We start from the raw sequence: 23,932 nt of genomic DNA on the forward strand, positions 1-23,932 counted from the left end.
AAACCTCGCAAAAATTGGAGACTGAACACAGTACCTGTGGGAGCCGAGCTTGCTCGCGATGGCGGCGTGTCAGACAACAGAAGTGTTGAATGTTAGACCGCTATCGCGAGCAAGCTCGGCTCCCACAGGGATCTCATTGTTCACAAAATGTTGGAGTAATCCGCTTCGATTCGGTCCAGGCTCAGGTGATTGAGGAAGTTGGAGAAGCACATCCACGCCGACAGCGCGTTCAGGTCACGGAACTGATCCGGCAAATACTTCGGTGGCACCACCAGCCCTTCGTCCACCAACTGGCGCAAGGTCCGCATGTCTTCCAGCGTGGTCTTGCCGCAAAACAGCAGCGGTATCTGCTCAAGCTTGCCTTTACGCACGGCCAACTGAATGTAGTTGTAAACCATGATGAAGCCCTTGAGGTAGGACAAGTCTTTGGTAAATGGCAGACCTGTCGGCACCGAGCCACGGAACACCCGACTGGCATTGCCGTAGCTTTCAGCCATCTCAAAGCCTTGCTCACGGAAGAACTCGAAGATCTGCAGGAAGTCCGCGCCCTCTTCCACCATGTGAATGGCGCGGGTGCGGTTGGTCAGTTTGCGCAGGCGACTCGGGTACGAGGCGAAGGTGATGATTTCCATCAGGATCGCCAGGCCTTCCTGAGTCACCGTCGACGACGGCGGGCCTTTGGAGAGGAAGGTGCAGATCGGCTGGTTCAGACCATTGAGCGTGGTTCCCACATGCACCAGCCCTTCGTGGACTTCCAGGGCGCGCACGTCACGGTCGTTGAACATCGCGTCGGCGCGGATCTTGATGTAGTCGGCGCCAGCCGCCGCATCGGCGACGATCCCGTCAGACTCGAATACGCGAATGGTTTCCTCGGCCTCGCCGAACACCTTGTTCAAGCGGGTTTGCAGCAGGTGGACAGCTTCCTTGGCGGTGAGGATTTTCGGTTCGTCCTTCAGGTCGCCACGGCCATCGATATTGTTCAGGTAATCCGAGAGCATCAGGCCCAGGTCGGAAAGGGTCGGATCGCCGGCGTGGAACGCGTCGGAAGCGGCACCGTAAAGCTCCTGTGAAATCAGCCCGAAATCCTCGGTGCCGCGCGCTTCGAGCATGCGCACCACCATGCGGTATTCCTTGCACATGCGGCGCATGATCTGGCCGACCGGGTTGAACTGACCAAGCTGTCGGGTGATGTCGCGTTCGATGTTCTGGAATTCCAGCTTCACCTTGCTGGAGTCGAACGCCAGCGGCCGGTTCAGGTAGTAATCGCGGTCCACCGCCGGCATTTCCTTGCCCTTGGCCTTGAGGAAACCCTTGCGGATGTTGTCGTCCCACTTCACCGCATCCAGGACGCGAATCGGCGTCTGCGCCAGCACAATGCGATCGGACAAAATGCGTATCGACTGCTGGTAATCGTCCACCCGAAACTCCTGTAGAAAAACCGTTTACGTGCTGGGTTTATTTGGCTTTGGCCAGGCGCTGATAGCGCACGGCCTCGACGAACACATCGGAATTGGCCGGGTCGTCGAGGTAGGCGAAGACCTGGTCCAGCGTGTTGTTGATCAATACGCCGTCGCCGTCGTCGGTCTGGAAGCCTTCGCCGCTGAGGATTTTTTGCCCCAGGGCCTGGTTGATCTGCTCGAGGTCGAGGTTGTAGACCACCAGCTCATGCTTATCGGTGAGTTCAAAACCGGCGATAGTGAAATGCCCACCGAACTGCGCCGGTACTTTGGCCGACAAGTACCAGCGACTGCCATGGCGGGTCACCGTGAAGGGATAGGCTTCGCGCTCCTTGGGTTTGGTCTTGAAGTAGCTGACGGCCTGATAGTGATTGTCGCCCAGGCGTGTCAGTTCCAGATTCATCGGCTCGCCCCAGGCGTTGGTGCTGGTCCATTTGCCGAGCAACCCTTCAGGCGCGGGCTCGCTCGAGGGCAGCGGCTCCTTGAAGGTCACCAGACAGCCGCTGAGCAGCAGGAACGACAAGGCGATCACAACGACACGCCAGGCTTTCATTCAACACTCCCTTTGAATACACGCGGACCTCAAGTGAACACCACCTCCCCCTGTGGGAGCGAGCCTGCTCGCGATAGCGGTAGGTCAGCCAACATCGATGTTGAATGTTAAACCGCTATCGCGAGCAGGCTCGCTCCCACAGGAGGTGTGGCGCCCACTGGGGTTACACCGACGCCAATACCAAATGCATGTAGCGGGTCAGGATGCCGAGCATTTCGGCTTCGGCGACAGGCTCGGCGTCGTTGAGCAGGCCCTGATATTCCATCCGTCCGATAATCGCCGTCAACACTTTGGCATCCTGTTGTGGTTCGCGGGAACCCAACACCTCGAAAAAATGGCAGGTGCCTTGCAGAAGAATTTGCTGATGCGAGCGCACCAACTCCGCCAGACGCGGGTTCAACAGGGCTTCCTGACGGAACGCCTGTTCGGCCATCAAGTGTTCGCGACGGGTGTGCAATTGGCGCTGCACATAATCGGCGGTCAGTCGCGCGATATCGTCGGCCAGCTGTGAACGCGACTCGGGGCTACCATCGCCATAAGCAACCATCTCGCGCAGCAGGCCTTCGTTGCTGGTCCACAACTTGGCCATGAACGCCGCGCTGCGTTCCACGTATTGGGCAAAGGTATCGGTGAGCAGGTCATCGATGTCCTTGAAATAGTAAGTGGTGGCCGACAGCGGCACACCGGCCTCGGCGGCCACCGCGCGGTGACGCACGGCCCGTACGCCATCGCGCACGACAATGCGCATCGCCGCATCGAGAATGTCCTGTCGACGCTGTTCACTGCCCTGTCGGCTGGCCTTGCGACCCTGGTACTGAACACTTTCAGCGACCGCAGTGGCGACGTCCGCTGCACCCTCTTGAGCAATTGCACGGTTCACGACAGGTATTCCTCTCTTACTTGAAAAGTAACCAATTGATACGTTTGTACCAGACAGGCAATAAAAAGCCGCCTGTTTTAGGCGGCTTTTTTATCGAAACACTTACGCTTGTGGCCGCATGTGCGGGAACAGGATCACGTCGCGGATCGACGGGGAGTTGGTCAGCAGCATCACCAGACGGTCGATGCCGATACCTTCACCGGCCGTTGGCGGCATGCCGTACTCCAGCGCGCGAACGAAGTCGGCGTCGTAGTGCATGGCCTCGTCGTCGCCAGCGTCCTTGTCAGCCACCTGCGCCATGAAGCGCTCGGCCTGGTCTTCCGCGTCGTTCAACTCGGAGTAGGCGTTGGCGATTTCACGGCCACCGATGAACAGTTCGAAACGGTCGGTGACGTTCGGGTTGTCGTCGTTACGACGGGCCAGCGGCGACACTTCGAACGGGTACTGAGTGATGAAGTGCGGCTGCTCCAGCTTGTGCTCGACCAGCTCTTCGAAAATCATCACCTGCAATTTGCCCAGACCTTCGAAGCCCAGCACCTTGGCGCCGGCCTTCTTGGCGATGGCGCGGGCCTTCTCGATATCCGTCAGGTCGTCAGCGGTCAGCTCAGGGTTGTACTTGAGGATCGAGTCGAACACCGACAGACGCACGAACGGTTCGCCGAAGTGGAACACTTTGTCGCCGTAAGGCACGTCGGTGCTGCCCAGAACCAGCTGCGCCAGCTCGCGGAACAGTTCCTCGGTCAGGTCCATGTTGTCTTCGTAGTCGGCGTAAGCCTGGTAGAACTCCAACATGGTGAATTCAGGGTTGTGACGAGTCGAAACGCCTTCGTTGCGGAAGTTGCGGTTGATCTCGAAGACCTTTTCAAAACCACCGACCACCAGACGCTTGAGGTACAGCTCAGGCGCGATACGCAGGAACATTTCCAGGTCCAGCGCGTTGTGGTGAGTCTCGAACGGCTTGGCTGCCGCGCCACCCGGAATGGTTTGCAGCATCGGCGTTTCCACTTCCAGGAAGTCGCGCTGCATCAGGAAACTGCGGATGTGCGCAATCACCTGCGAACGTACGCGGAAGGTCTGACGCACTTCTTCGTTGACGATCAGGTCAACGTAACGCTGGCGATAGCGCTGCTCGGTGTCGGTCAGACCGTGGTGCTTGTCCGGCAGCGGGCGCAGGGATTTGGTCAGCAGGCGTACTTCAGTCATTTCGACGTACAGGTCGCCCTTGCCGGAACGGGCCAGGGTGCCTTCAGCTGCGATGATGTCGCCCATGTCCCAGGTTTTCACCGAGGCCAGGGTTTCTTCGGACAGGGTTTTACGGTTGACGTAGACCTGAATGCGACCGGTCATGTCCTGGATCACCATGAACGAGCCACGGTTGAGCATGATGCGACCGGCAACCTTGACCGGGATCGCAGCCTCTGCCAGCTCTTCCTTGGTCTTGTCCGCGTACTGTTTCTGCAAGTCTTCGCAGTAGTTGTCGCGGCGGAAGTCGTTCGGGAAGGCATTGCCCTTGGCGCGCTCGGCAGCCAGCTTTTCCTTGCGCAGGGCGATCAGGGAGTTTTCTTCCTGTTGCAGGGCTTGCGGGTCGAGTTCTAGGTCGCTCATGTCTTTAAAAATTCCATCACAGGTTCGTTGCCCCCGCGGGTGGCAGGGGACTTAAGGTCTTGACTGGCGGTTTACAGGCCTTGCTTCAGGCTGGCCACCAGGTATTCGTCGATATCGCCGTCGAGCACCTTGTCGCAGTCGCTGCGTTCGATGTTAGTGCGCAAATCCTTGATTCGCGACGCATCGAGTACATACGAGCGGATCTGGTGACCCCAGCCGATGTCCGACTTGGTGTCTTCCAGGGCCTGGGAGGCGGCATTGCGTTTCTGTACTTCCTGCTCGTACAAGCGCGCCCGCAACATTTTCATCGCGGTGTCTTTGTTGGCGTGCTGGGAGCGTTCGTTCTGGCAGCTGACCACGGTGTTGGACGGTACGTGCGTAATACGCACGGCCGAGTCGGTGGTGTTTACGTGCTGACCACCGGCACCGGAGGAGCGATAGGTATCGATGCGCAGGTCCGACGGGTTGATGTCGATTTCGATGTTGTCATCGATTTCCGGCGACACGAACACGGCCGAGAACGAGGTGTGGCGACGGTTGCCGGAATCGTATGGGCTCTTGCGCACCAGGCGGTGCACGCCGATTTCGGTACGCAACCAGCCAAAGGCGTATTCGCCCTTGATGTGCACGGTAGCGCCTTTGATACCGGCGACTTCACCGGCCGACAGTTCCATGATGGTCGCGTCGAAACCGCGTTTGTCGGCCCAGCGCAGGTACATGCGCAGCAGGATGTTGGCCCAGTCCTGAGCCTCGGTACCGCCAGAGCCGGCCTGGATGTCCAGGTAAGCGTTGTTGGCGTCCATCTCACCGCTGAACATGCGACGGAATTCGAGTTTTTCCAGGGATTCGCGCAGGCGCTCGACTTCGGCAGCGACGTCATCGACGGCGGCCTGGTCTTCTTCTTCGGCGGACATCAGCAGCAGGTCTTTGGCATCGGCCAGGCCTGTGTGCATTTCGTCGAGGGTTTCGACGATCTGAGCCAGCAGGGACCGCTCGCGGCCCAGCTCCTGAGCGTACGTCGGGTTGTTCCAGACAGACGGATCTTCAAGCTCGCGATTGACTTCAGTCAGACGCTCATGCTTTTGATCGTAGTCAAAGATACCCCCGAATAGTTTCGGAGCGCTCGGACAGGTCCTTGATACTGTTAAGGATCGGGTTGATTTCCATGGCGGGCAGCACTCGTTGGCGAACTTTTGAAAGCCGGCGAGTATAACGTAATCAGGCTGTCACGGCAGCCCGCCTGGCGGCTTTAGGGGCGAATGGTTTTGGCTAAACGGCGAACACTTGTAGCAGCGGTCGAGCCCCGCGAGGCCGCGTTCGAGGACGAAGTCCTCGCCAGTCCTGCGCACGCGGTTTATCTGGAAGATCGCGTTGCCTGGTTTTACGACGGCTGCGTCCGAACGCGGCCCGCACCGAACGCAGCCTCGCGGGGCTCGACAGCAGCTACGGTGCTACGGCGTGAGGTGGTTTGTGGGTTATTCGATCCCAACCTGATTGCGCCCATTGTTCTTCGCCAGATACAGCCCCTTGTCCGCCGCCGAGATCAGTTGACGGCAATCGCCGCCCGGTTGCGGGGTCATGGTCGACAGGCCGATGCTGATGGTCAGGCTCGATCCTTCGATCGGGGAAATATGCGGAATCTTTAGCGACGCTACGGTCTGGCGCAGTTTTTCCGCCACCATCCGGGCACCGCCCTGCGACGTATTGGGCAGCACCAGGGCGAATTCTTCACCGCCGTAACGGGCCGGCAGGTCCGAAGGTCGGGCGCTGGCATCACGGATCGCCGTTGCCACTTTGCGCAAGGCTTCATCGCCTTCAAGGTGACCGAAACTGTCGTTGTAGGACTTGAAGTAATCCACATCGATCATCAGCAGCGACAGTTGACTCTGGTCACGCAGCGAACGGCGCCACTCAAGCTCCAGGTATTCGTCGAAATGCCGGCGGTTCGACAGCCCGGTCAGGCCATCCGAGTTCATCAAGCGTTGCAGCACCAGGTTGGTGTCCAGCAACTGCTGCTGGCTGACCCGCAGCGCGCGATACGCGGCGTCACGCTGCAGCAACGTCATGTAGGAGCGCGAGTGATAGCGGATGCGCGCCACCAGTTCGATGTTGTCCGGCAACTTGACCAGGTAATCATTGGCCCCGGCCGCAAACGCCGCGCTCTTGATCAGCGGGTCTTCCTTGGTCGACAGGACAATGATCGGGATGTCCTTGGTCGCCGGATGGTTGCGGTATTCGCGCACCAGGCTCAAGCCGTCAAGACCGGGCATCACCAGATCCTGGAGAATCACCGTCGGTTTTATTCGGATCGCCTGGGCGATGGCCTGGTGCGGGTCGGAGCAGAAGTGGAAGTCGATGTTTTCTTCGTTCGACAACCCGCGGCGCACCGCCTCGCCGATCATTGCCTGATCGTCTACCAACAACACCATGGCGGCGTTTTCGTCGGTTTTGAAGCCGTCGAGCTGTAAGTCATTCATAGGCAGTCACCTGAGTACTACTTGGTCCAGGATTGCTGTGAAAGTTCTTCATTTGGGGAATATCTCCAGCAATCGTGGCGCTATCTTGTCCAGTGGACGGATTTCCATCGCGGCATCGATGGCCGCTGCCGCCTTCGGCATTCCGTACACCGCACTGCTGTTCTGATCCTGAGCGATGGTCAGGTAGCCCTGTTGGCGCATGAGTTTAAGCCCCTGTGCGCCATCGCGTCCCATGCCGGTGAGCAAAACACCCACGGCATCGCCGTTCCAGTAACTGGCCACACTCTCGAAAAACACATCGATCGAGGGCCGGTAGATCTCGTTGACCGGTTCGGCGGTGTAGGCCAGCGTGCCGTTTTTCAACAAGCGAATATGGTGGTTGGTGCCCGCCAGCAACACCGAACCGGCTTGCGGAGGCTCACCTTCCTGGGCCAGACGCACATCCAGGCCGCTGGCGCTGCTGAGCCATTCGGCCATGCCGGCGGCGAACACCTGGTCGACATGCTGCACCAGCACGATGGCCGCCGAAAAATTTTGCGGCAGCCCCTTGAGCAATACTTCCAGCGCCGCCGGCCCACCTGCCGATGAGCCAATGGCGACCAGGCGCTGGCGCGAACCTGAACTGCGGTGCGGGCTCGGGGCGGCTCGCTCGCGATTGCCCCGGTCACCGATCAGCCAACCGATGTTCATGATCTTGCGCAGTAAAGGGGCCGCTGCCTCCTGGGCATTGCCGGCACCGATGGCCGGCGTATCGACCACATCCAGCGCTCCGTGGCCCATGGCTTCGAACACCCGATGCACGTTCTGCTCGCGGTCGACCGTAACGATGACAATCGCGCACGGCGTCTCGGCCATGATCCGCCGAGTCGCCTCCACGCCGTCCATCACGGGCATGATCAGGTCCATCAGAATCAGATCCGGCGTATTTTCAGCGCACCGCTGCACCGCCTCGGCCCCATTGCTGGCGACCCAGACCACTTCGTGCGCCGGATCGAAAGCCAAGGCGCGGCGCAGGGCCTCCACGGCCATGGGCATGTCGTTGACGATCGCTATTTTCATGCACGCGCTCCTCCAATGAGCTCAACCACCGCGTCAAGCAGGGCGTCGTCATGAAAACTGGCCTTGGCTAGATAATAGTCGGCTCCAGCGTCCAGTCCACGGCGACGGTCCTCTTCACGATCCTTGTAAGACACCACCATCACCGGCAGGGATTGCAGGCGATTGTCCCGACGCAGCAAAGACACCAGCTCGATGCCATCCATGCGCGGCATATCGATATCGGTGATCAGCAGATCGAAATCCTCCGATCGCAATGCGTTCCAGCCATCCATTCCGTCCACCGCCACCGCCACGTCGTAGCCGCGATTGAGTAGCAACTTGCGTTGCAGCTCACGCACCGTCAGCGAATCGTCGACCACCAGAATCCGTTTTCGAGCCGCTTCAACCGCCTGGTTGCCCTGTCGGGCGATGCGCTCAAGACGCCCGGTATTGAGCAGTTTGTCCACCGAACGCAGCATGTCTTCGACATCGACGATCAGCACCACGGAACCATCGTCGAGCAAGGCCCCGGCGGAAATGTCCTGCACCTTGCCCAGACGCTCGTCCAGCGGCAACACGACCAACGTTCGTTCGCCGATAAACCGCTCGACCGCCACGCCGTAAATCGCCTCGCGTTCGCGAATCACCACCACTTTTAGGGTTTGCTGACTGTTCTGGCCCGCTGGGCGCTGCAACAGCTGACTGGCGGCGACCAGCCCGACATGCCGGCCTTCGTGCCAGAAATGCTGACGACCTTCGACCTGGACAATGTCCGCCGGCTCCAGATCGCACATCCGTTCGATATGGGCCAGCGGGAAGGCATACGCCTCGTCACCGACTTCCACCACCAGGCTGCGCACCACCGACAGGGTCAGCGGCACTTCGAGGTGAAAACGACTGCCCTCGCCCGCCACCTGCTCCAGCACGACCGCGCCGCGCACCTGGCGGACCATGTGCTGGACCGCATCCAGCCCGACGCCGCGCCCGGAGACTTCGGTGACTGTGTTGCGCAGGCTGAAACCCGGCAAGAACAGGAAGGTCAGCAGCTCTTCCTCACTCAATTGCGCGGCGGTTTCGGCCGGGGACAATTGGCGTTCGATGATGCTGCGGCGGACCTTTTCCAGGTCGACGCCATTGCCGTCATCGCTCAACTCCAGCACCAGCAAACCGGCCTGATGGGAAGCGCGCAAACGGATCAGGCCTTCAGCGGGTTTGCCCGCCAATAGCCGTTGTTCCGGGGATTCGATGCCGTGATCCACGGCATTGCGCAGCAGGTGAGTCAGCGGCGCTTCCAGCTTTTCCAAGACGTCACGGTCGACCTGGGTTTTCTCGCCCTCGATCTCCAGCCGCACATGCTTGCCGAGGCTGCGACCGAGGTCGCGGACCATGCGCTCCTGCCCGGTCAACACATCGGCAAACGGCCGCATGCGGCAAGCCAACGCGGTGTCGTACAACACTTGCGCCCGTTGACTGGCCTGCCAGGCGAACTCATCCAGTTCGGCGTTCTTTTCCGCCAGCAATTGCTGAGACTCAGCCAATAGCCGACGAGCGACTTCGAGGGCTTCCTGTGCTTCCAGGCTCAAGGCATGTTCCTTGAGGTGGACGTTGAGATTTTCCAGGGCTCGCAGGCCATTGTTCTGCATGCGCTTGAGGCGTTGCATGGTGGCCAGGTGCGGTTTGAGCCGCAGGGTTTCCACCAATGATTTGCTCGACAGATCAAGCAGGCTGTTCAGGCGTTCGGCCGTGACGCGCAGCACCCGCTCGCCATTTTCGGTAGTGCGCTTGGCCTTGCGTGGCGGTTCTGCGGGTTGCGGTTCGGCGACCGGGATTGGCGCTTCGGCCTTGGGCGCAGGTGCTTCGAGCTGAAGTTCCGCCATCACCGGCGCGACTGGCGCAGTGACCGGAGCGGGCGCCGCCATCGGATCCAGCAACAGCGCCATCAACACCCCATAGGCCTCGATTTCCGCCGGCTCAGGGTTGTTGTCCGGCGTCGCAATGCGCATCAGCAAATCGGTGCCTTGCAGCAAGGCATCGATGTGCTCGGGCCGCAGGTACAGGCGCCCTTCCTGGGCACTGACCAGGCAATCCTCCATCACATGCGCGACGCTGACCCCGGCATCGACGCCGACAATCCGCGCCGCCCCCTTGAGCGAGTGCGCCGCGCGCATGCACGATTCGAGATGATCGGCCTGGGTCGGGTCGCGCTCCAGCGCCAGAAGACCTGCGCTCAGCACCAGCGTCTGGGCCTCGGCTTCCATACTGAACAGTTCCAGCAAAGAGGCGTCGCGCATTTGCTCGGGGGTCATGTAAGGCTCCGGGTCACGGCGGACAACAGCTGTTCTTCATCCAGCCAACGCAGGCTGCGACTTTTGAATTGCAACACGCCACGGGTGTATTTGGCGCTGGCCTGCGTACCAGAGCGGGACGCCGCCTCGAGGACGCGCTCGTCGATGGCGTGAATCCCGTCCACTTCATCCACCGGCACCACCACCGGCCCGCCGTGTGCGGCGATGATCAGCATGCGCGGCATGACCCGCGCACCGGACGCCGTGCTGCTGGCGCCATCGAGCCCGAGCAATTCCACCAGCGACAGGCACGCCACCAACGCGCCGCGCACATTCGCCACGCCGAGCAAAGCCCGGGAGCGTTGGTGCGGCAGGGAATGAATCGCTTGCAGCGGCGCCACTTCCACCAGACTGCGAGTGGCCAGGGCCAGCCATTCTTCACCCAGGCGGAACATCAGCAGCGAGCGGGTTTTCATCTCGCTTTCGACCACCGTGGAGACTTGCCCACGGTCTTCCTGCTGCAACGCGTAGCGGTCGAGTAAGCGCGTCGCCGCGGCCGAATACACCGCGCAATTGCGGCAGTGAATGTGATCGCTCAGAAGCGGGCAGGACTTGTCGCCGTGGATACCGATGCGGTTCCAGCAGTCGTCGATGGCCTGGGCATCTTCATGGGTGAGGCTAAAGGTGTCGGCGGCGTTCATCGTTTACGCTCACTGTCAGCGGCGCGCTCGCTGCGGGCGGCGCGGTCCTGCAATCGTCTGGCTCCCGCGGTGTCGCCCAAGGACTGCAGTAATGCCGCGAGGTGCATCAACGCGTCGGGATGTTGCGGGTCGAGGTACAACGCCTTGCGATAAAACCCCTGGGCTTCAAGGACTCTGCCGGCGACATCGCTGAGCAAGCCCAGCCAGTAGAAGACCTGGGCCACGGGTTCATGACTGCGCAAATAGCTATCGCACGCGGCGCGGGCCTCGGCACTTTTGCCTTCGTTGGCCAGCGCGGCGATGTTTGCCAGCAGTGTGGCGGTGTCCGGGTTGGCGACTTTCGTCACGGCAGGTAGCGGCGCCAGCGTTGCAAAGGGCCGGTTGCGAACGGGCGGCGGTGCCACGCTGGGCACCGGTTGGCGCACGGGCAGTGGCGTCGGCACGAACGTCGCAATGGGCGCAGGCTCCGGTGCGCTTTGACGACTGAACGCAAAGGACTGCGGGATGCCGATCGAACGCATGCCGAAACGGCCGAGCAAGCTGCCCTCGGCCGGGCCGATAAACAGCACGCCATCCACATGAGTCAGACGCTTGAGTACTTCGAACACTTGCTGCTGGGTCGGCTGATCGAAATAAATCAGCAGGTTTCGGCAAAACACAAAGTCATACGGCGGTTCGTTGGCCAGCAACGTCGGATCCAGCAGATTGCCGACCTGCAAACGCACTTGTTCGAGCACTCGCCCGCTGAGGCGATAGCCCTCCTCGCCTTCAGCGCTGAAATGCCGGTCGCGAAAGGCGATGTCCTGGCCCCGAAACGAATTCTTGCCATACAGCGCGCGCCGGGCTTTTTCCACCGACAACGGGCTGACGTCCATGCCTTCGACCTTGAACTGGTGCGGCTGTAACCCGGCATCGAGCAACGCCATGGCGATGGAATACGGTTCTTCACCGGTGGAACACGGCAGGCTGAGAACCCGCAGCGCGCGCATGTTGTTGATGTCGCTCAGGCGTTTGCTGGCCAGTTTCGCCAACGTGGCGAAGGATTCCGGGTAACGGAAAAACCAGGTCTCGGGGACAATCACCGCTTCGATCAGCGCCTGCTGCTCGTCCTGCGAACCCTGCAAGGTGTGCCAGTACTCATCGGCCGTCAGCGCTTTGGATGCCGTGCTGCGCTGGCGCACCGCACGCTCGATGATCGCCGGGCCCACCGAGGTCACATCGAGACCGATGCGCTCTTTGAGAAAATCGAAAAACCGTTGATCGTTGCTCATGGCCGCTCCTCAAGCAGCGCCAGGTCCAACGGCTGCGCTGGAAACAGCAGCGCGCGAACCTGATCGTCAAGCAAGTCGGCGACCCGCACCCATTGCAGCAAACCCTGGTCATCTTCACGCACTGGCCCGAGGTACGGCGCCTGACGATTGTCCAGGCCATAGGGCTGAAAATCCGCCGGGTTGCAGCGCAAGGTATCGGTGGCCTGCTCCAGAATCAGCCCGAGCAATTGCGCCTCAGCGAACTCATCCGGGCAGTAGTTGACCAGCACCAGGCGGGTACTGGTGCGGGCCTGGGCCGGTTGGCCGAACGTCAGCGCACTGAGGTCGATCACCGGCACCACCGCGCCGCGGTAGGCGAACACCCCGGCCACCCATTCCGGCGCGCGGGGAATCGGTTTCAACGGCAGACGCGGCAGCACTTCCGCCACCTCGATCGCCTGCAGGGCGTAACGCTCGCTGCCGATGCGGAACACCAGAAACAATGATTGCAGCGCCGGCTTCACGGCGGTGCGTTTGGCCGAGGGCTCGCTCATCAGACTTTGAATCGCGAAACGCCGCTGCGCAGCCCTACGGCCACCTGGCTCAGCTCATCGATGGCGAAACTGGCCTGGCGCAGGGACTCGACGGTCTGGCTGCTGGCATCGCCCAACTGCACCAGCGCGTGGTTGATCTGTTCAGCGCCCGTGGCCTGGGCCTGCATGCCTTCGTTGACCATCAACACCCGCGGCGCCAATGCCTGAACCTGATGAATGATCTGCGACAACTGCTCGCCGATTTGCTGCACTTCGGACATGCCACGACGCACTTCTTCAGAGAACTTGTCCATGCCCATCACCCCGGCCGACACCGCCGACTGGATCTCGCGCACCATCTGTTCGATGTCGTACGTGGCGACGGCGGTCTGGTCCGCCAGACGCCGCACTTCGGTGGCGACCACGGCAAAACCGCGGCCATATTCACCGGCCTTTTCGGCCTCGATCGCCGCGTTGAGCGACAGCAGATTGGTCTGGTCGGCGACCTTGACGATGGTCACCACCACCTGATTGATGTTGCCGGCCTTCTCATTGAGGATCGCCAGTTTGGCGTTGACCAGATCGGCCGCGCCCATCACCGAGTGCATGGTCTCTTCCATCCGCGCCAGGCCTTGCTGCCCGGAACCGGCGAGCACCGAGGCCTGATCGGCGGCGGTGGAGACTTCGATCATCGTGCGCACCAGATCCCGCGAAGTGGCCGCAATCTCACGGGACGTCGCGCCGATTTCGGTGGTGGTGGCGGCGGTTTCGGTCGCGGTCGCTTGTTGTTGTTTGGAGGTGGCGGCGATCTCGGTCACCGAGGTGGTGACCTGTACCGAGGAACGCTGGGCCTGGGACACCAGGGACGTCAGCTCGGCCATCATGTCGTTGAAACCGGTTTCCACAGCGCCGAATTCGTCCTTGCGCGCCAGGTTGAGGCGACCGCTGAGATCGCCGGTACGCATTATTTCGAGAATCTGCACAATGCGATTCATCGGCGCCATGATCGCGCGCATCAACAAAAGACCACACAACCCGGCACACAGGACTGCGACCAGCAACGAAATGCCCATGATCAGCTTCGCCACCGCGACCGATGAAATGATCGAGTCAGTGGCCGCTTCAGCCGCCAGCCTGTTGAATTCAATGAGTTCATCCAGCTGTTTGCGGCCGGCAGTCCAGGCTGGGGTCAACTGTTCGGCTAGTAGGCGACGGGCCTGTTCGAAGTCCTTTTTCTGGTAGACATCGAGTACCGCTTCGAGCTGCTCGTCATATTGGTCGTGCAGCTTTTCAAACTCGTCGAACCTTGCCTGATCATCTTTCTCGAAAATGGTGCCCTGGTAGCTGGCCATCGCGCGTCCCAGCCGTTCCTCAATACGCTGGTACATATCCTTGTCAGCCTGGGTCATGTCTCGACCGCCACCCAGCCCGATCAGTTGCTGGGTCAGCACGTAATCATCGACCCAGGCACCGCGAATCAGGGAGCTGTAGTGAATCCCGGGAACACTGTCCGAGCGCACAACGTTCTCGCTGGACTCAATCGACAGTAAACGGGAATACGACACCACGACCATCAGCAACATGATGGTGATAATCACCGCAAAGCTCGCCAAGATGCGTTGGCGCAACGTCCAGTTCTTCACAGTCAGTCCTCGGGTGCGGTTCAAATGTTGCGGAGTATAGCTGAGGGCTGTGTTTCATTTATAAGACTGTTGTCTGGGTTGAATCGCAAGAAACGGGTCGTGGATGACAAAAGAATCTGTGGTGCCGCTGAAAATGCCATCGCGAGCAGGCTCGCTCCCACACTCGACCGAGCGGTCCTTAAATACAAAACGCCCGATGCGGGGCATCGGGCGTTGGGGTAAACAGCTGTAAACCTATATGAGGGCTTAGATAGAAGCCTGACGCACCTGCTTCTCCAGCTCTGCCTTCAACCCCGGCTCAAGCTTCAGCTGACGTGCAAGCTCATCGAGGTAGGATTTCTCCATGAAGCTCTCCTCATCCACCAACATCACACTGGCGATGTACATCTCGGCAGCCATTTCCGGCGTGCTGGCGGCGCGGGCGACTTCTGTCGGGTCGAGCGGCTTGCTGAGTTCGGCATGCAGCCACTGCTGCAGTTCCTGATCGTTATCAAGCTTGCTGAATTCGCCTTCGATCAATGCACGCTCGCGTTCATCAACATGGCCATCGGCTTTGGCCGCTGCAACCAGCGCCTTGAGGATCGCCTGGCTGTGCAATTCGACTTGCGCTGGAGGCAGGCGGTCGAGGGTCTGCGGTTCAGTCTTTGACACGGTGCCCTGCTGGGCCTGCCAATTACCGTAGGCTTTGTAGGCAATGACGCCGAGCGCCGCGAGGCCGCCGTAGATGGCGACTTTGCCGCCGACGTTGCGTGCCTTCTTGCTGCCGAGCAACAGGCCCATGGCACCGGCTGCCAACGCACCGCCGCCTGCGCCCGAGAGCAAGCCGCCGAGGCCGCCCGAACCGCTGCTGCCGCCGAGCAATCCGCCCAAGCCACCGCCGGAGGATTTGTTCTGTGAGCCGCCGGCCTTGTTCTGCAACATGTCCTGACCGGACTTGAGTAGCTGATCGAGCAATCCACGCGTGTTCATTTTCCGCCTCCAAAAAAGGGGTTAACCGGATCAATAAGGCCACCAGCCTAGATCGAAAGTGCCCGGCATTCGGGAGCGAGAGTGCTTCGAGATGTTGCGTAGCGCCTTTGCGCTGATCACGGGCCCTTCAGAAAAATGGATATACACTCAAGCAAATCTATAAAAACCGCCCACCGGGTAATTCCACATGATGACCTTGCGTCAGATTCGTCACTTCATCGCCGTGGCCGAGACCGGCTCGATCTCCGCCGCCGCACAAACCGCGTTCATTTCCCAATCGACACTGACCCTGGCGATCCAGCAACTGGAGCAGGAAATCGGCGTCGGCCTGTTCAACCGCCACGCCAAGGGCATGACGCTGACCCACCAGGGTCACCAATTCCTACGCCAGGCGCACCTGATTCTGGCAACGGTCGACAACGCCAAACGCAGCCTGCAACAAAGCACCGATCAGGTCGCCGGGCAGTTGATCATCGGCGTGACCAGCCTGGTGGCCGGTTATTACCTCGCGGATCTACTCACTCGTTTCCAGCGCGCCTATCCCAATGTCGAGATCCGGGTGATGGAGGACGAGCGCCCTTACATCGAGCATTTGCTGGTCAGCGGTGAGATCGATGTCGGCGTGCTGATCCTCTCCAACCTCGAAGACCGCCACGCCTTGCAGACCGAAGTGCTGACTCACTCGCCCCATCGGCTGTGGTTGCCGGCCCAGCATCCGCTGCTGGAACACGACAGCATCAACCTCGCCGATGTGGCCCGTGAGCCGTTGATTCAGCTGAACGTCGATGAAATGGATCGCAACGCCCAGCGCATGTGGGCCGCGGCCTCCCTGCAACCGCGCATCACCTTGCGAACGGCATCGACGGAAGCGGTGCGAAGCCTGGTGGCAGCCGGATTGGGCGTGTCGATCCAGCCCGACATGACTTATCGCCCATGGTCACTGGAGGGCGACATCATCGAAGCGCGGCCGATTGCCGACTTGAGCCAGACCCTCGACGTCGGTCTGGCCTGGCGTCGCGGCACCGCGCGCCCAGCGCTGGTGGACCCGTTCCTGACCGTCGCCCGCGAGCAACCTCCCGGCGGGCGCAAGCCATCTATTTAATCGAACGCCACCTTCAGTATTTAGAATTTGTCGACCTCGGGTGCGGCGCCTAGTCTTGGTACATCTAAAAGACGGTCGCGCCCCGGTCACAGGGAGCAGCATGGCCACACAAGAAAAGAGAACCCGAAAAATGGCTGGCGCGCAGACCCCGTTGTTCACCGCGTTGTTGATCGATGGCGAATTGGTCGCGGGCCAGGGCTTTGTCGAACCGATCCTCAACCCGGCCACCGGGGAAGTGCTGACGCACATCGCCGAAGCGAGCACCGAGCAAGTCGAAGCCGCCATTCTCGCTGCCCACCGTGCCTTCGCCGGATGGTCGCGAACCACGCCGCAACAACGCTCGAACCTGTTGCTGGACATCGCCAACGCCATCGAAAAACAAGCCGACCTCCTCGCCCGCCTCGAATCCCTGAACTGTGGCAAGCCGTTGCACCTGGCGCGTCAAGATGACTTGAGCGCCACGGTCGATGTGTTCCGCTTCTTCGCTGGCGCCGTGCGTTGCCAGACCGGCCAGCTCAGCGGCGAATACCTGCCGGGCTACACCAGCATGGTTCGCCGCGATCCGATTGGCGTGGTGGCGTCGATTGCGCCGTGGAACTACCCGATCATGATGGCCGCGTGGAAAATCGCCCCGGCACTGGCCGCCGGCAATACGCTGGTGTTCAAGCCCTCCGAACACACGCCGCTGTCGATTCTGGCCCTGGCGCCCGCGCTGGCCGAGATTCTGCCGCGCGGTGTGATCAACATCATTTGCGGCGGCGGTGAAGGCGTCGGCAGCCACTTGGTCAGTCACCCTAAAGTGCGCATGGTGTCGCTGACCGGCGATATCGTCACCGGGCAAAAAATCCTCCAGGCCGCGGCGAAAACCCTGAAACGCACTCACCTCGAACTCGGTGGCAAGGCCCCGGTGATCGTTTGCAACGATGCGGACATACAAGCCGTGGTCGAAGGCGTGCGCACTTATGGCTATTACAACGCCGGCCAGGACTGCACCGCGGCCTGCCGGATTTATGCACAGGCCGGGATTCATGATCGCTTGGTGGCCGAACTCGGGGCGGCGGTCAGCAGTTTGCGCTTCGCCGGCAAGCGCGACGCCGACAACGAGATCGGCCCGCTGATCAGCACCCGCCAGCGTGACCGCGTGGCCAGTTTCGTCGAGCGCGCCCTCGGTCAGCCGCACATCGAACGAGTGACCGGCGCGGCGGTGCATTCCGGTGCCGGCTTCTATTACCAGCCAACCTTGCTGGCCGGTTGCAAACAGACTGATGAGATCGTCCAGCGCGAAGTGTTCGGGCCAGTGGTCACCGTGACCCGCTTCGATCAGCTCGAACAAGCCGTGGACTGGGCCAACGACTCGGAATACGGCCTCGCCTCCTCGGTCTGGACCCAGAACCTCGACAAGGCGATGCAGGTCGCGGCGCGCTTGCAGTACGGCTGCACCTGGATCAACAGCCATTTCATGCTGGTCAGCGAAATGCCCCACGGCGGCCTGAAACGTTCGGGCTACGGCAAAGACTTATCCAGCGATTCGCTCCAGGACTACAGCGTGGTGCGGCACATCATGGCCCGCCACGGCCAGCATCTCTGACTACGCTTATAAGAAGCCGCTAACGGCCTGCTTCACCACGTTCAAAACTGCCCCGACCATAATTAAAGAAGAGGGAAACCCCATGTTCGTGCACAAGACCGCACTGCTCAGTGCTATTACCACCGCGCTGCTGGCCAGTGCCAGTATCCAGGCCGCCGAACCGCTGAAAGCCGTCGGTGCCGGCGAAGGTCAGCTGGATATTGTGGCCTGGCCTGGCTACATCGAACGTGGCGAAAGCGACAAGGCCTACGACTGGGTCACCGGTTTCGAAAAGGAAACCGGTTGCAAGATCAACGTCAAGACTGCTGCAACCTCCGATGAGATGGTCAGCCTGATGTCCAAGGGTGGTTACGACCTGGTGACGGCATCCGGCGACGCCTCCCTGCGGTTGATCGCCGGCAAGCGTGTGCAGCCGATCAATACGGCGTTGATCCCGAACTGGAAGACCATTGACCCTCGGCTCAAGGATGGCCCGTGGTATGTCGTCAACCAGCAAACCTACGGCACCCCGTACCAATGGGGCCCGAACGTGTTGATGTACAACACCAATATCTTCAAAACGGCGCCGGACAGCTGGAGCGTGGTGTTCGAAGAACAGACCCTGCCGGACGGCAAGTCCAACAAGGGCCGGGTCCAGGCCTATGACGGCCCGATCTACATCGCCGATGCGGCGCTTTATCTCAAATCGAAACAGCCGGAACTGGGCATCAAGGACCCGTATCAGCTCAATGAAGCGCAATACAAAGCGGCGCTGGACCTGCTTCGCAAGCAACAGCCCTTGGTCCACCGCTACTGGCACGACGCAACGGTCCAGATGAGTGACGTCAAGAACGAAGGCGTGGCGGCGTCCAGCACCTGGGGCTACATGGTCAACGGCCTGGTGGCGGACAAGCAGCCGGTTGCCTCGGTCATTCCAAAAGAAGGTGCAACGGGCTGGGCCGACACCACCATGTTGCACGCCGAAGCCAAGCACCCGAACTGCGCCTACAAGTGGATGGACTGGTCGCTGCAACCGAAAGTGCAGGGTGACCTGGCGGCCTGGTTCGGTTCGTTGCCGGCGGTTCCTGCGGGCTGCAAAGAAAGCGAATTGCTCGGCGCCGAGGGCTGTAAAACCAACGGCTTCGACCAGTTCGAGAAGATCGCCTTCTGGAAAACCCCACAGGCTGAGGGCGGCAAATTCGTGCCATACAGCCGCTGGACCCAGGACTACATCTCGATCATGGGTGGTCGCTGACACACCCCGTACCGATCGTTCCCACGCTCTGCGTGGGAATGCATCACCGGACGCTCCGCGTCCATTCGCGCAAAAGTGACGCAGAGCGTCACGGGCTGCATTCCCACGCAGAGCGTGGGAACGATCATCACCAGCCCTCGATTTTTTGGAGCACCGCACCATGACGCTTGCAGTCCAGTTCACCAACGTTTCCCGTCAGTTCGGCGACGTGAAGGCCGTTGACCGGGTTTCCATCGACATTCAGGACGGCGAGTTCTTTTCCATGCTGGGCCCTTCCGGCTCGGGCAAAACCACCTGTCTGCGCCTGATCGCCGGTTTCGAACAACCGAGTGCAGGTTCTATCCGGATTCACGGCTTCGAGGCCGCCGGGCTGCCGCCGTATCAGCGTGACGTGAACACCGTGTTCCAGGATTACGCGTTGTTCCCGCACATGAACGTACTCGACAACGTCGCCTACGGTTTGAAAGTCAAAGGCGTCGGTAAAACCGAACGCAAGAAACGCGCTGAAGAAGCCCTCGACATGGTCGCCCTCGGCGGCTACGGCGCGCGTAAACCGGTGCAACTGTCCGGCGGTCAGCGCCAGCGTGTGGCCCTGGCCCGCGCCCTGGTCAATCGTCCGCGCGTGCTGCTGCTCGATGAACCGTTGGGCGCGCTCGATTTAAAACTGCGCGAGCAAATGCAGAGTGAATTGAAGAAGCTGCAACGCCAGCTCGGTATCACTTTCATCTTCGTCACCCACGACCAGACCGAAGCGCTGTCAATGTCGGATCGGGTGGCGGTGTTCAACAAGGGGCGCATCGAGCAGGTCGATACCCCGCGCAACCTCTATATGAAACCGGCCACAACCTTTGTCGCCGAATTCGTCGGCACCTCCAACGTGATTCGCGGCGACCTGGCGAAACAATTGAGTGGCAATCCACAGCCGTTTTCGATTCGCCCGGAACACGTGCGTTTCGCCGAAGGACCGTTGGCCAGTCATGAAATCGAAGTCAGCGGCTTGCTCCACGACATTCAGTACCAGGGCAGCGCCACGCGCTATGAACTGAAACTGGAAAACGGCCAGACCCTGAACATCAGCCAGGCCAACGTCCAGTGGCTGGACGTCAGCGCGCAACATCAGACCGGCCAACGCATCAGCGCACGCTGGGCGCGGGAAGCGATGATCCCGCTGCACGACAATGCTGTTGGCGGGGTGTGAGATGAACAGCGTGGCTCTCCCTCAAACCCCGGCCGGCGGCTCGCCGTTGCGCAGGTTTTCCAACCTGCTGTATCGCCGGCCCAATTTTTATCTGTCGCTGCTGCTGGTGCCGCCGCTGCTGTGGTTCGGCGCGATCTACCTCGGATCGCTGCTGGTTCTGCTGTGGCAAGGCTTCTACACCTTCGATGACTTCACCATGGCGGTCACGCCCGACCTGACCCTGGCGAACTTCGCTGCGCTGTTCCAGCCGTCGAACTTCGACATCATCCTGCGCACCTTGAGCATGGCCGTCGTCGTGTCGATCGCCAGCGCCATCGTCGCGTTCCCGATCGCCTACTACATGGCGCGCTACACCACCGGCAAAACCAAGGCGTTTTTCTACATCGCGGTGATGATGCCGATGTGGGCCAGCTACATCGTCAAGGCGTATGCCTGGACGTTGCTGCTGGCCAAGGGCGGCGTGGCACAGTGGTTCGTTCAGCACCTGGGGCTTGAGCCTGTGTTGCAATTCGTTTTGGGCATTCCAGGTGTCGGCGGCAGCACCTTGTCGACCTCGCACCTGGGCCGCTTCATGGTGTTCGTCTACATCTGGCTGCCGTTCATGATCCTGCCGATCCAGGCCTCGCTGGAACGTCTGCCGCCGTCCTTGCTGCAAGCCTCGGCCGACCTCGGTGCCAAGCCCCGCCAGACGTTCATGCAAGTGATTCTGCCGTTGTCGATTCCGGGCATCGCGGCCGGTTCGATCTTCACTTTTTCGCTGACCCTGGGCGACTTCATCGTGCCGCAACTGGTGGGCCCGCCGGGCTACTTCGTCGGCAGCATGGTGTACGCCCAGCAAGGCGCGATCGGCAACATGCCGATGGCCGCGGCCTTCACGTTGGTGCCGATTGTTTTGATCGCCATTTACCTGACTATCGTGAAACGACTGGGGGCCTTCGATGCGCTCTGATGCAAAAAAACCAGTGCCGCAAACCCACGGGGAGAAAGCCTCGCTTGGCCTGCGCATCGCCGCCTGGGGCGGGTTGCTGTTTCTGCACTTTCCGATCCTGATCATCTTCCTGTACGCCTTCAACACCGAAGACGCGGCGTTCAGTTTTCCGCCTAAAGGCTTCACGTTGAAGTGGATCGGCGTGGCGTTCTCCCGGCCGGATGTACTGGAAGCGATCAAGCTGTCACTGCAAATCGCTTCCGTCGCGACGTTGATTGCGCTGATCCTCGGCACGCTAGCGTCGGCGGCCTTGTACCGGCGGGATTTCTTCGGCAAGCAAGGCATTTCGCTGATGCTGATCCTGCCGATTGCCTTGCCGGGGATCATCACCGGCATCGCCTTGCTGGCGACCTTCAAGACGCTGGGGATCGAGCCGGGAATGTTCACCATCATTGTCGGCCACGCGACCTTCTGTGTGGTGATCGTCTACAACAACGTCATCGCCCGCTTGCGTCGCACGTCTCACAGTTTGATCGAGGCTTCGATGGACCTCGGTGCCGACGGCTGGCAGACCTTCCGCTACATCGTCCTGCCGAACCTCGGCTCGGCGTTGCTGGCCGGCGGCATGTTGGCGTTTGCCCTGTCGTTCGACGAAATCATCGTTACCACCTTCACCGCCGGCCATGAACGCACCCTGCCGCTGTGGCTGCTCAACCAACTCAGCCGCCCACGGGACGTGCCGGTGACCAACGTCGTCGCGATGCTGGTGATGATGGTGACCATGCTGCCGATCCTCGGCGCCTATTACCTGACCCGTGGCGGCGAAAGCGTTGCGGGCAGTGGCGGGAAATAACCGAATGACCACTGAAGGAATCGAATCTCTGTAGGAGTGAGCCTGCTCGCGATGAGGACATCACATTCAACATTGATGTCAGCTGATACACCGCTATCGCGAGCGGGCTCACTCCTACATCGGGTTCCGACAGAAAAATAAAAGCTGCAATGAGGACAACACCATGCAAACCAAACTCTTGATCAATGGCCAACTGATCGACGGCGAAGGCCCCGCCCAACCGGTGTTCAACCCGGCCCTCGGTCGTGTGTTGGTGGAAATCAACGAAGCCAGTGAAGCCCAGGTCGATGCCGCCGTGCGTGCCGCCGACAGCGCCTTCGAAGGCTGGTCGCAAACCACGCCGAAAGAACGCTCATTGCTGCTACTCAAACTCGCCGACGCCATCGAAGCCCATGGCGAAGAGCTGGCCAAACTGGAGTCGGACAACTGCGGCAAACCCTACAGCGCCGCATTGAACGACGAGATCCCGGCGATTGCCGACGTGTTCCGTTTCTTCGCTGGCGCCAGCCGTTGCATGAGCGGTTCGGCGGGCGGTGAATACCTCCCCGGTCACACCTCGATGATCCGTCGCGACCCGGTCGGCGTGATCGCGTCCATCGCACCATGGAACTACCCGCTGATGATGGTCGCCTGGAAAATCGCCCCGGCCCTCGCCGCAGGTAATACCGTGGTGCTCAAACCGTCGGAACAAACCCCGCTGACCGCGCTGCGCCTGGCGGAACTGGCGTCGGATATTTTCCCGGCCGGCGTGCTTAACCTGGTGTTCGGTCGTGGTCCTACGGTGGGTCATCCACTGGTCACACACCCGAAAGTGCGCATGGTCTCGTTGACCGGTTCGATCGCCACCGGTTCCAACATCATTTCCAGCACCGCCGACAGCGTCAAACGCATGCACATGGAACTGGGCGGCAAGGCCCCGGTGATCATCTTCGACGACGCCGACATCGACGCCGCCGTGGAAGGTATTCGCACCTTCGGTTTCTACAACGCCGGCCAGGACTGCACCGCCGCCTGCCGCATCTACGCGCAGGAAGGCATCTACGACACGTTCGTCGAAAAGCTCGGCGAGGCGGTCAGCAGCATCAAGTACGGCTTACAGGATGATCCCTCGACCGAACTGGGTCCGCTGATCACCGCGCAACATCGCGACCGCGTGGCCGGGTTCGTCGAGCGTGCGGTGGCGCAGCCGCATATCCGATTGATCACCGGCGGCAAGGCTGTGGAAGGCAATGGTTTCTTCTTCGAACCCACCGTGTTGGCCGACGCGCAACAGGACGACGAAATCGTCCGTCGTGAAGTGTTCGGGCCGGTGGTGTCGGTGACCAAATTCGCCGATGAAGCGCAGGTGCTGGGCTGGGCCAACGATTCGAACTACGGCCTGGCGTCGTCGGTCTGGACCTCGGACGTCGGTCGTGCGCATCGCCTGTCTGCGCGTTTGCAGTACGGCTGCACCTGGGTGAATACGCACTTCATGCTGGTCAGCGAAATGCCCCACGGCGGTCAGAAACTGTCCGGTTATGGCAAGGACATGTCCATGTACGGGCTGGAGGACTACACCGTCGTTCGGCATGTGATGTTCAAGCACTAAAAGCATCGCGAGCAGGCTCGCGCCCACAGGTTCAGCGCAATCCGTGTGGG

General features: G+C 60.7%; 19 protein-coding genes and 2 pseudogenes. 7 read left to right on the forward strand and 14 right to left on the reverse strand.

Annotation, left to right across the window (positions count from 1 at the left end; all coding sequences use genetic code 11):
- Positions 1-140 precede the first annotated feature (140 nt).
- The 14 genes and pseudogenes from ACQ4OB_RS01000 to ACQ4OB_RS01065 form a co-directional block, all read right to left on the reverse strand.
- A complete protein-coding gene (locus ACQ4OB_RS01000; RefSeq protein WP_129441557.1) occupies positions 141-1,418 on the reverse strand; it encodes a flavohemoglobin expression-modulating QEGLA motif protein in 1,278 nt (425 codons plus the stop codon).
- A 37-nt stretch (positions 1,419-1,455) separates the two neighbouring features.
- A complete protein-coding gene (locus ACQ4OB_RS01005; protein ID WP_430954975.1) occupies positions 1,456-2,010 on the reverse strand; it encodes a hypothetical protein in 555 nt (184 codons plus the stop codon).
- A 163-nt stretch (positions 2,011-2,173) separates the two neighbouring features.
- Positions 2,174-2,890, reverse strand: coding sequence for a TetR/AcrR family transcriptional regulator (locus tag ACQ4OB_RS01010; RefSeq protein ID WP_074879802.1), 717 nt, complete (start codon positions 2,888-2,890; stop codon positions 2,174-2,176).
- A gap of 102 nt (positions 2,891-2,992) precedes the next feature.
- Positions 2,993-4,495: a lysine--tRNA ligase gene (gene lysS, locus ACQ4OB_RS01015; RefSeq protein WP_430954976.1), complete on the reverse strand. Its 1,503-nt coding sequence runs from the start codon at positions 4,493-4,495 to the stop codon at positions 2,993-2,995.
- 71 nt (positions 4,496-4,566) lie between these two features.
- Positions 4,567-5,662, reverse strand: a protein-coding gene (gene prfB, locus ACQ4OB_RS01020; protein WP_102615600.1) for a peptide chain release factor 2 whose coding sequence is annotated in 2 segments (ribosomal slippage) — positions 4,567-5,589 and positions 5,591-5,662 — 1,095 coding nt in all. Because the reading frame shifts where the segments join, the coding sequence is not laid out codon by codon here.
- Positions 5,663-5,970: 308 nt separating this feature from the next.
- Positions 5,971-6,972, reverse strand: a complete 1,002-nt coding sequence (locus ACQ4OB_RS01025; protein WP_074879808.1) for a response regulator — start codon at positions 6,970-6,972, stop codon at positions 5,971-5,973.
- 48 nt (positions 6,973-7,020) lie between these two features.
- On the reverse strand, positions 7,021-8,031 hold the full coding sequence (locus ACQ4OB_RS01030; RefSeq protein WP_074879811.1) for a chemotaxis response regulator protein-glutamate methylesterase: 1,011 nt from the start codon (positions 8,029-8,031) through the stop codon (positions 7,021-7,023).
- On the reverse strand, positions 8,028-10,316 hold the full coding sequence (locus ACQ4OB_RS01035) for a hybrid sensor histidine kinase/response regulator (RefSeq protein ID WP_430954977.1): 2,289 nt from the start codon (positions 10,314-10,316) through the stop codon (positions 8,028-8,030). Before ACQ4OB_RS01035 ends, ACQ4OB_RS01030 begins: the two co-directional genes overlap by 4 nt.
- Positions 10,313-10,996, reverse strand: coding sequence for a chemotaxis protein CheW (locus ACQ4OB_RS01040; RefSeq protein ID WP_102615602.1), 684 nt, complete (start codon positions 10,994-10,996; stop codon positions 10,313-10,315). Before ACQ4OB_RS01040 ends, ACQ4OB_RS01035 begins: the two co-directional genes overlap by 4 nt.
- Positions 10,993-12,267 carry a CheR family methyltransferase gene (locus tag ACQ4OB_RS01045; protein ID WP_430954978.1) on the reverse strand — a complete coding sequence of 425 codons (1,275 nt, stop codon included), beginning with the start codon at positions 12,265-12,267 and terminating at the stop codon, positions 10,993-10,995. Before ACQ4OB_RS01045 ends, ACQ4OB_RS01040 begins: the two co-directional genes overlap by 4 nt.
- Positions 12,264-12,800, reverse strand: coding sequence for a chemotaxis protein CheW (locus tag ACQ4OB_RS01050; RefSeq protein WP_074879823.1), 537 nt, complete (start codon positions 12,798-12,800; stop codon positions 12,264-12,266). The genes ACQ4OB_RS01045 and ACQ4OB_RS01050 overlap by 4 nt, the downstream gene beginning before the upstream one ends.
- Positions 12,800-13,873 (reverse strand): annotated as a pseudogene (locus ACQ4OB_RS01055) (methyl-accepting chemotaxis protein); the annotation flags it as partial. The pseudogene ACQ4OB_RS01055 and the gene ACQ4OB_RS01050, both read right to left, overlap by 1 nt.
- A 69-nt stretch (positions 13,874-13,942) precedes the next feature.
- A pseudogene (locus ACQ4OB_RS01060) lies at positions 13,943-14,362 on the reverse strand (MCP four helix bundle domain-containing protein); the annotation flags it as partial.
- Positions 14,363-14,668: 306 nt separating this feature from the next.
- The gene (locus tag ACQ4OB_RS01065) at positions 14,669-15,391 is read right to left on the reverse strand and encodes a tellurite resistance TerB family protein (protein ID WP_074879828.1); all 723 of its coding nucleotides are present in this window, start codon (positions 15,389-15,391) and stop codon (positions 14,669-14,671) included.
- Between the two features lie 187 nt (positions 15,392-15,578).
- Here ACQ4OB_RS01065 and ACQ4OB_RS01070 point away from each other — a divergent pair, with 187 nt between their 5' ends.
- The 7 genes from ACQ4OB_RS01070 to ACQ4OB_RS01100 all read left to right on the forward strand — a co-directional run bounded on the left by ACQ4OB_RS01070 (position 15,579) and on the right by ACQ4OB_RS01100 (position 23,882).
- Positions 15,579-16,493, forward strand: coding sequence for a LysR family transcriptional regulator (locus tag ACQ4OB_RS01070; RefSeq protein ID WP_074879830.1), 915 nt, complete (start codon positions 15,579-15,581; stop codon positions 16,491-16,493).
- Positions 16,494-16,593: 100 nt separating this feature from the next.
- On the forward strand, positions 16,594-18,081 hold the full coding sequence (locus tag ACQ4OB_RS01075; protein ID WP_074879833.1) for a gamma-aminobutyraldehyde dehydrogenase: 1,488 nt from the start codon (positions 16,594-16,596) through the stop codon (positions 18,079-18,081).
- An 82-nt stretch (positions 18,082-18,163) separates the two neighbouring features.
- Complete coding sequence (gene ydcS / locus ACQ4OB_RS01080) at positions 18,164-19,315, forward strand: putative ABC transporter substrate-binding protein YdcS (protein WP_074879836.1); 1,152 nt, start codon at positions 18,164-18,166, stop codon at positions 19,313-19,315.
- 160 nt (positions 19,316-19,475) lie between these two features.
- Positions 19,476-20,513 carry an ABC transporter ATP-binding protein gene (locus ACQ4OB_RS01085; protein WP_430954979.1) on the forward strand — a complete coding sequence of 346 codons (1,038 nt, stop codon included), beginning with the start codon at positions 19,476-19,478 and terminating at the stop codon, positions 20,511-20,513.
- Between the two features lies 1 nt (position 20,514).
- Positions 20,515-21,462 (forward strand): ABC transporter permease, encoded by a 948-nt coding sequence (locus ACQ4OB_RS01090; protein ID WP_076029887.1) that lies wholly within the window; start codon positions 20,515-20,517, stop codon positions 21,460-21,462.
- On the forward strand, positions 21,452-22,294 hold the full coding sequence (locus tag ACQ4OB_RS01095; protein ID WP_074879845.1) for an ABC transporter permease: 843 nt from the start codon (positions 21,452-21,454) through the stop codon (positions 22,292-22,294). Before ACQ4OB_RS01090 ends, ACQ4OB_RS01095 begins: the two co-directional genes overlap by 11 nt.
- A gap of 163 nt (positions 22,295-22,457) precedes the next feature.
- Complete coding sequence (locus ACQ4OB_RS01100) at positions 22,458-23,882, forward strand: gamma-aminobutyraldehyde dehydrogenase (protein WP_430954980.1); 1,425 nt, start codon at positions 22,458-22,460, stop codon at positions 23,880-23,882.
- The last annotated feature ends 50 nt before the right edge of the window (positions 23,883-23,932 follow it).

This window comes from Pseudomonas sp. ES4 (genome assembly GCF_050586665.1).
GTDB classification, from domain to species: domain Bacteria; phylum Pseudomonadota; class Gammaproteobacteria; order Pseudomonadales; family Pseudomonadaceae; genus Aquipseudomonas; species Aquipseudomonas frederiksbergensis.

Excerpts from the sequence above, each read along its gene's own strand:
- ACQ4OB_RS01025 (WP_074879808.1), bottom strand. The coding sequence starts at position 6,972 with ATGAATGACTTACAGCTCGACGGCTTCAAAACCGACGAAAACGCCGCC.
- ACQ4OB_RS01035 (WP_430954977.1), bottom strand. The coding sequence starts at position 10,316 with ATGACCCCCGAGCAAATGCGCGACGCCTCTTTGCTGGAACTGTTCAGT.
- ACQ4OB_RS01040 (WP_102615602.1), bottom strand. The coding sequence starts at position 10,996 with ATGAACGCCGCCGACACCTTTAGCCTCACCCATGAAGATGCCCAGGCC.
- ACQ4OB_RS01045 (WP_430954978.1), bottom strand. The coding sequence starts at position 12,267 with ATGAGCAACGATCAACGGTTTTTCGATTTTCTCAAAGAGCGCATCGGT.
- ACQ4OB_RS01095 (WP_074879845.1), top strand. The coding sequence starts at position 21,452 with ATGCGCTCTGATGCAAAAAAACCAGTGCCGCAAACCCACGGGGAGAAA.
- ACQ4OB_RS01005 (WP_430954975.1), bottom strand. The coding sequence starts at position 2,010 with ATGAAAGCCTGGCGTGTCGTTGTGATCGCCTTGTCGTTCCTGCTGCTC.
- ACQ4OB_RS01065 (WP_074879828.1), bottom strand. The coding sequence starts at position 15,391 with ATGAACACGCGTGGATTGCTCGATCAGCTACTCAAGTCCGGTCAGGAC.
- lysS (WP_430954976.1), bottom strand. The coding sequence starts at position 4,495 with ATGAGCGACCTAGAACTCGACCCGCAAGCCCTGCAACAGGAAGAAAAC.
- ACQ4OB_RS01030 (WP_074879811.1), bottom strand. The coding sequence starts at position 8,031 with ATGAAAATAGCGATCGTCAACGACATGCCCATGGCCGTGGAGGCCCTG.
- ydcS (WP_074879836.1), top strand. The coding sequence starts at position 18,164 with ATGTTCGTGCACAAGACCGCACTGCTCAGTGCTATTACCACCGCGCTG.
- ACQ4OB_RS01050 (WP_074879823.1), bottom strand. The coding sequence starts at position 12,800 with ATGAGCGAGCCCTCGGCCAAACGCACCGCCGTGAAGCCGGCGCTGCAA.
- ACQ4OB_RS01085 (WP_430954979.1), top strand. The coding sequence starts at position 19,476 with ATGACGCTTGCAGTCCAGTTCACCAACGTTTCCCGTCAGTTCGGCGAC.
- ACQ4OB_RS01090 (WP_076029887.1), top strand. The coding sequence starts at position 20,515 with ATGAACAGCGTGGCTCTCCCTCAAACCCCGGCCGGCGGCTCGCCGTTG.
- ACQ4OB_RS01075 (WP_074879833.1), top strand. The coding sequence starts at position 16,594 with ATGGCCACACAAGAAAAGAGAACCCGAAAAATGGCTGGCGCGCAGACC.
- ACQ4OB_RS01100 (WP_430954980.1), top strand. The coding sequence starts at position 22,458 with ATGCAAACCAAACTCTTGATCAATGGCCAACTGATCGACGGCGAAGGC.
- ACQ4OB_RS01070 (WP_074879830.1), top strand. The coding sequence starts at position 15,579 with ATGATGACCTTGCGTCAGATTCGTCACTTCATCGCCGTGGCCGAGACC.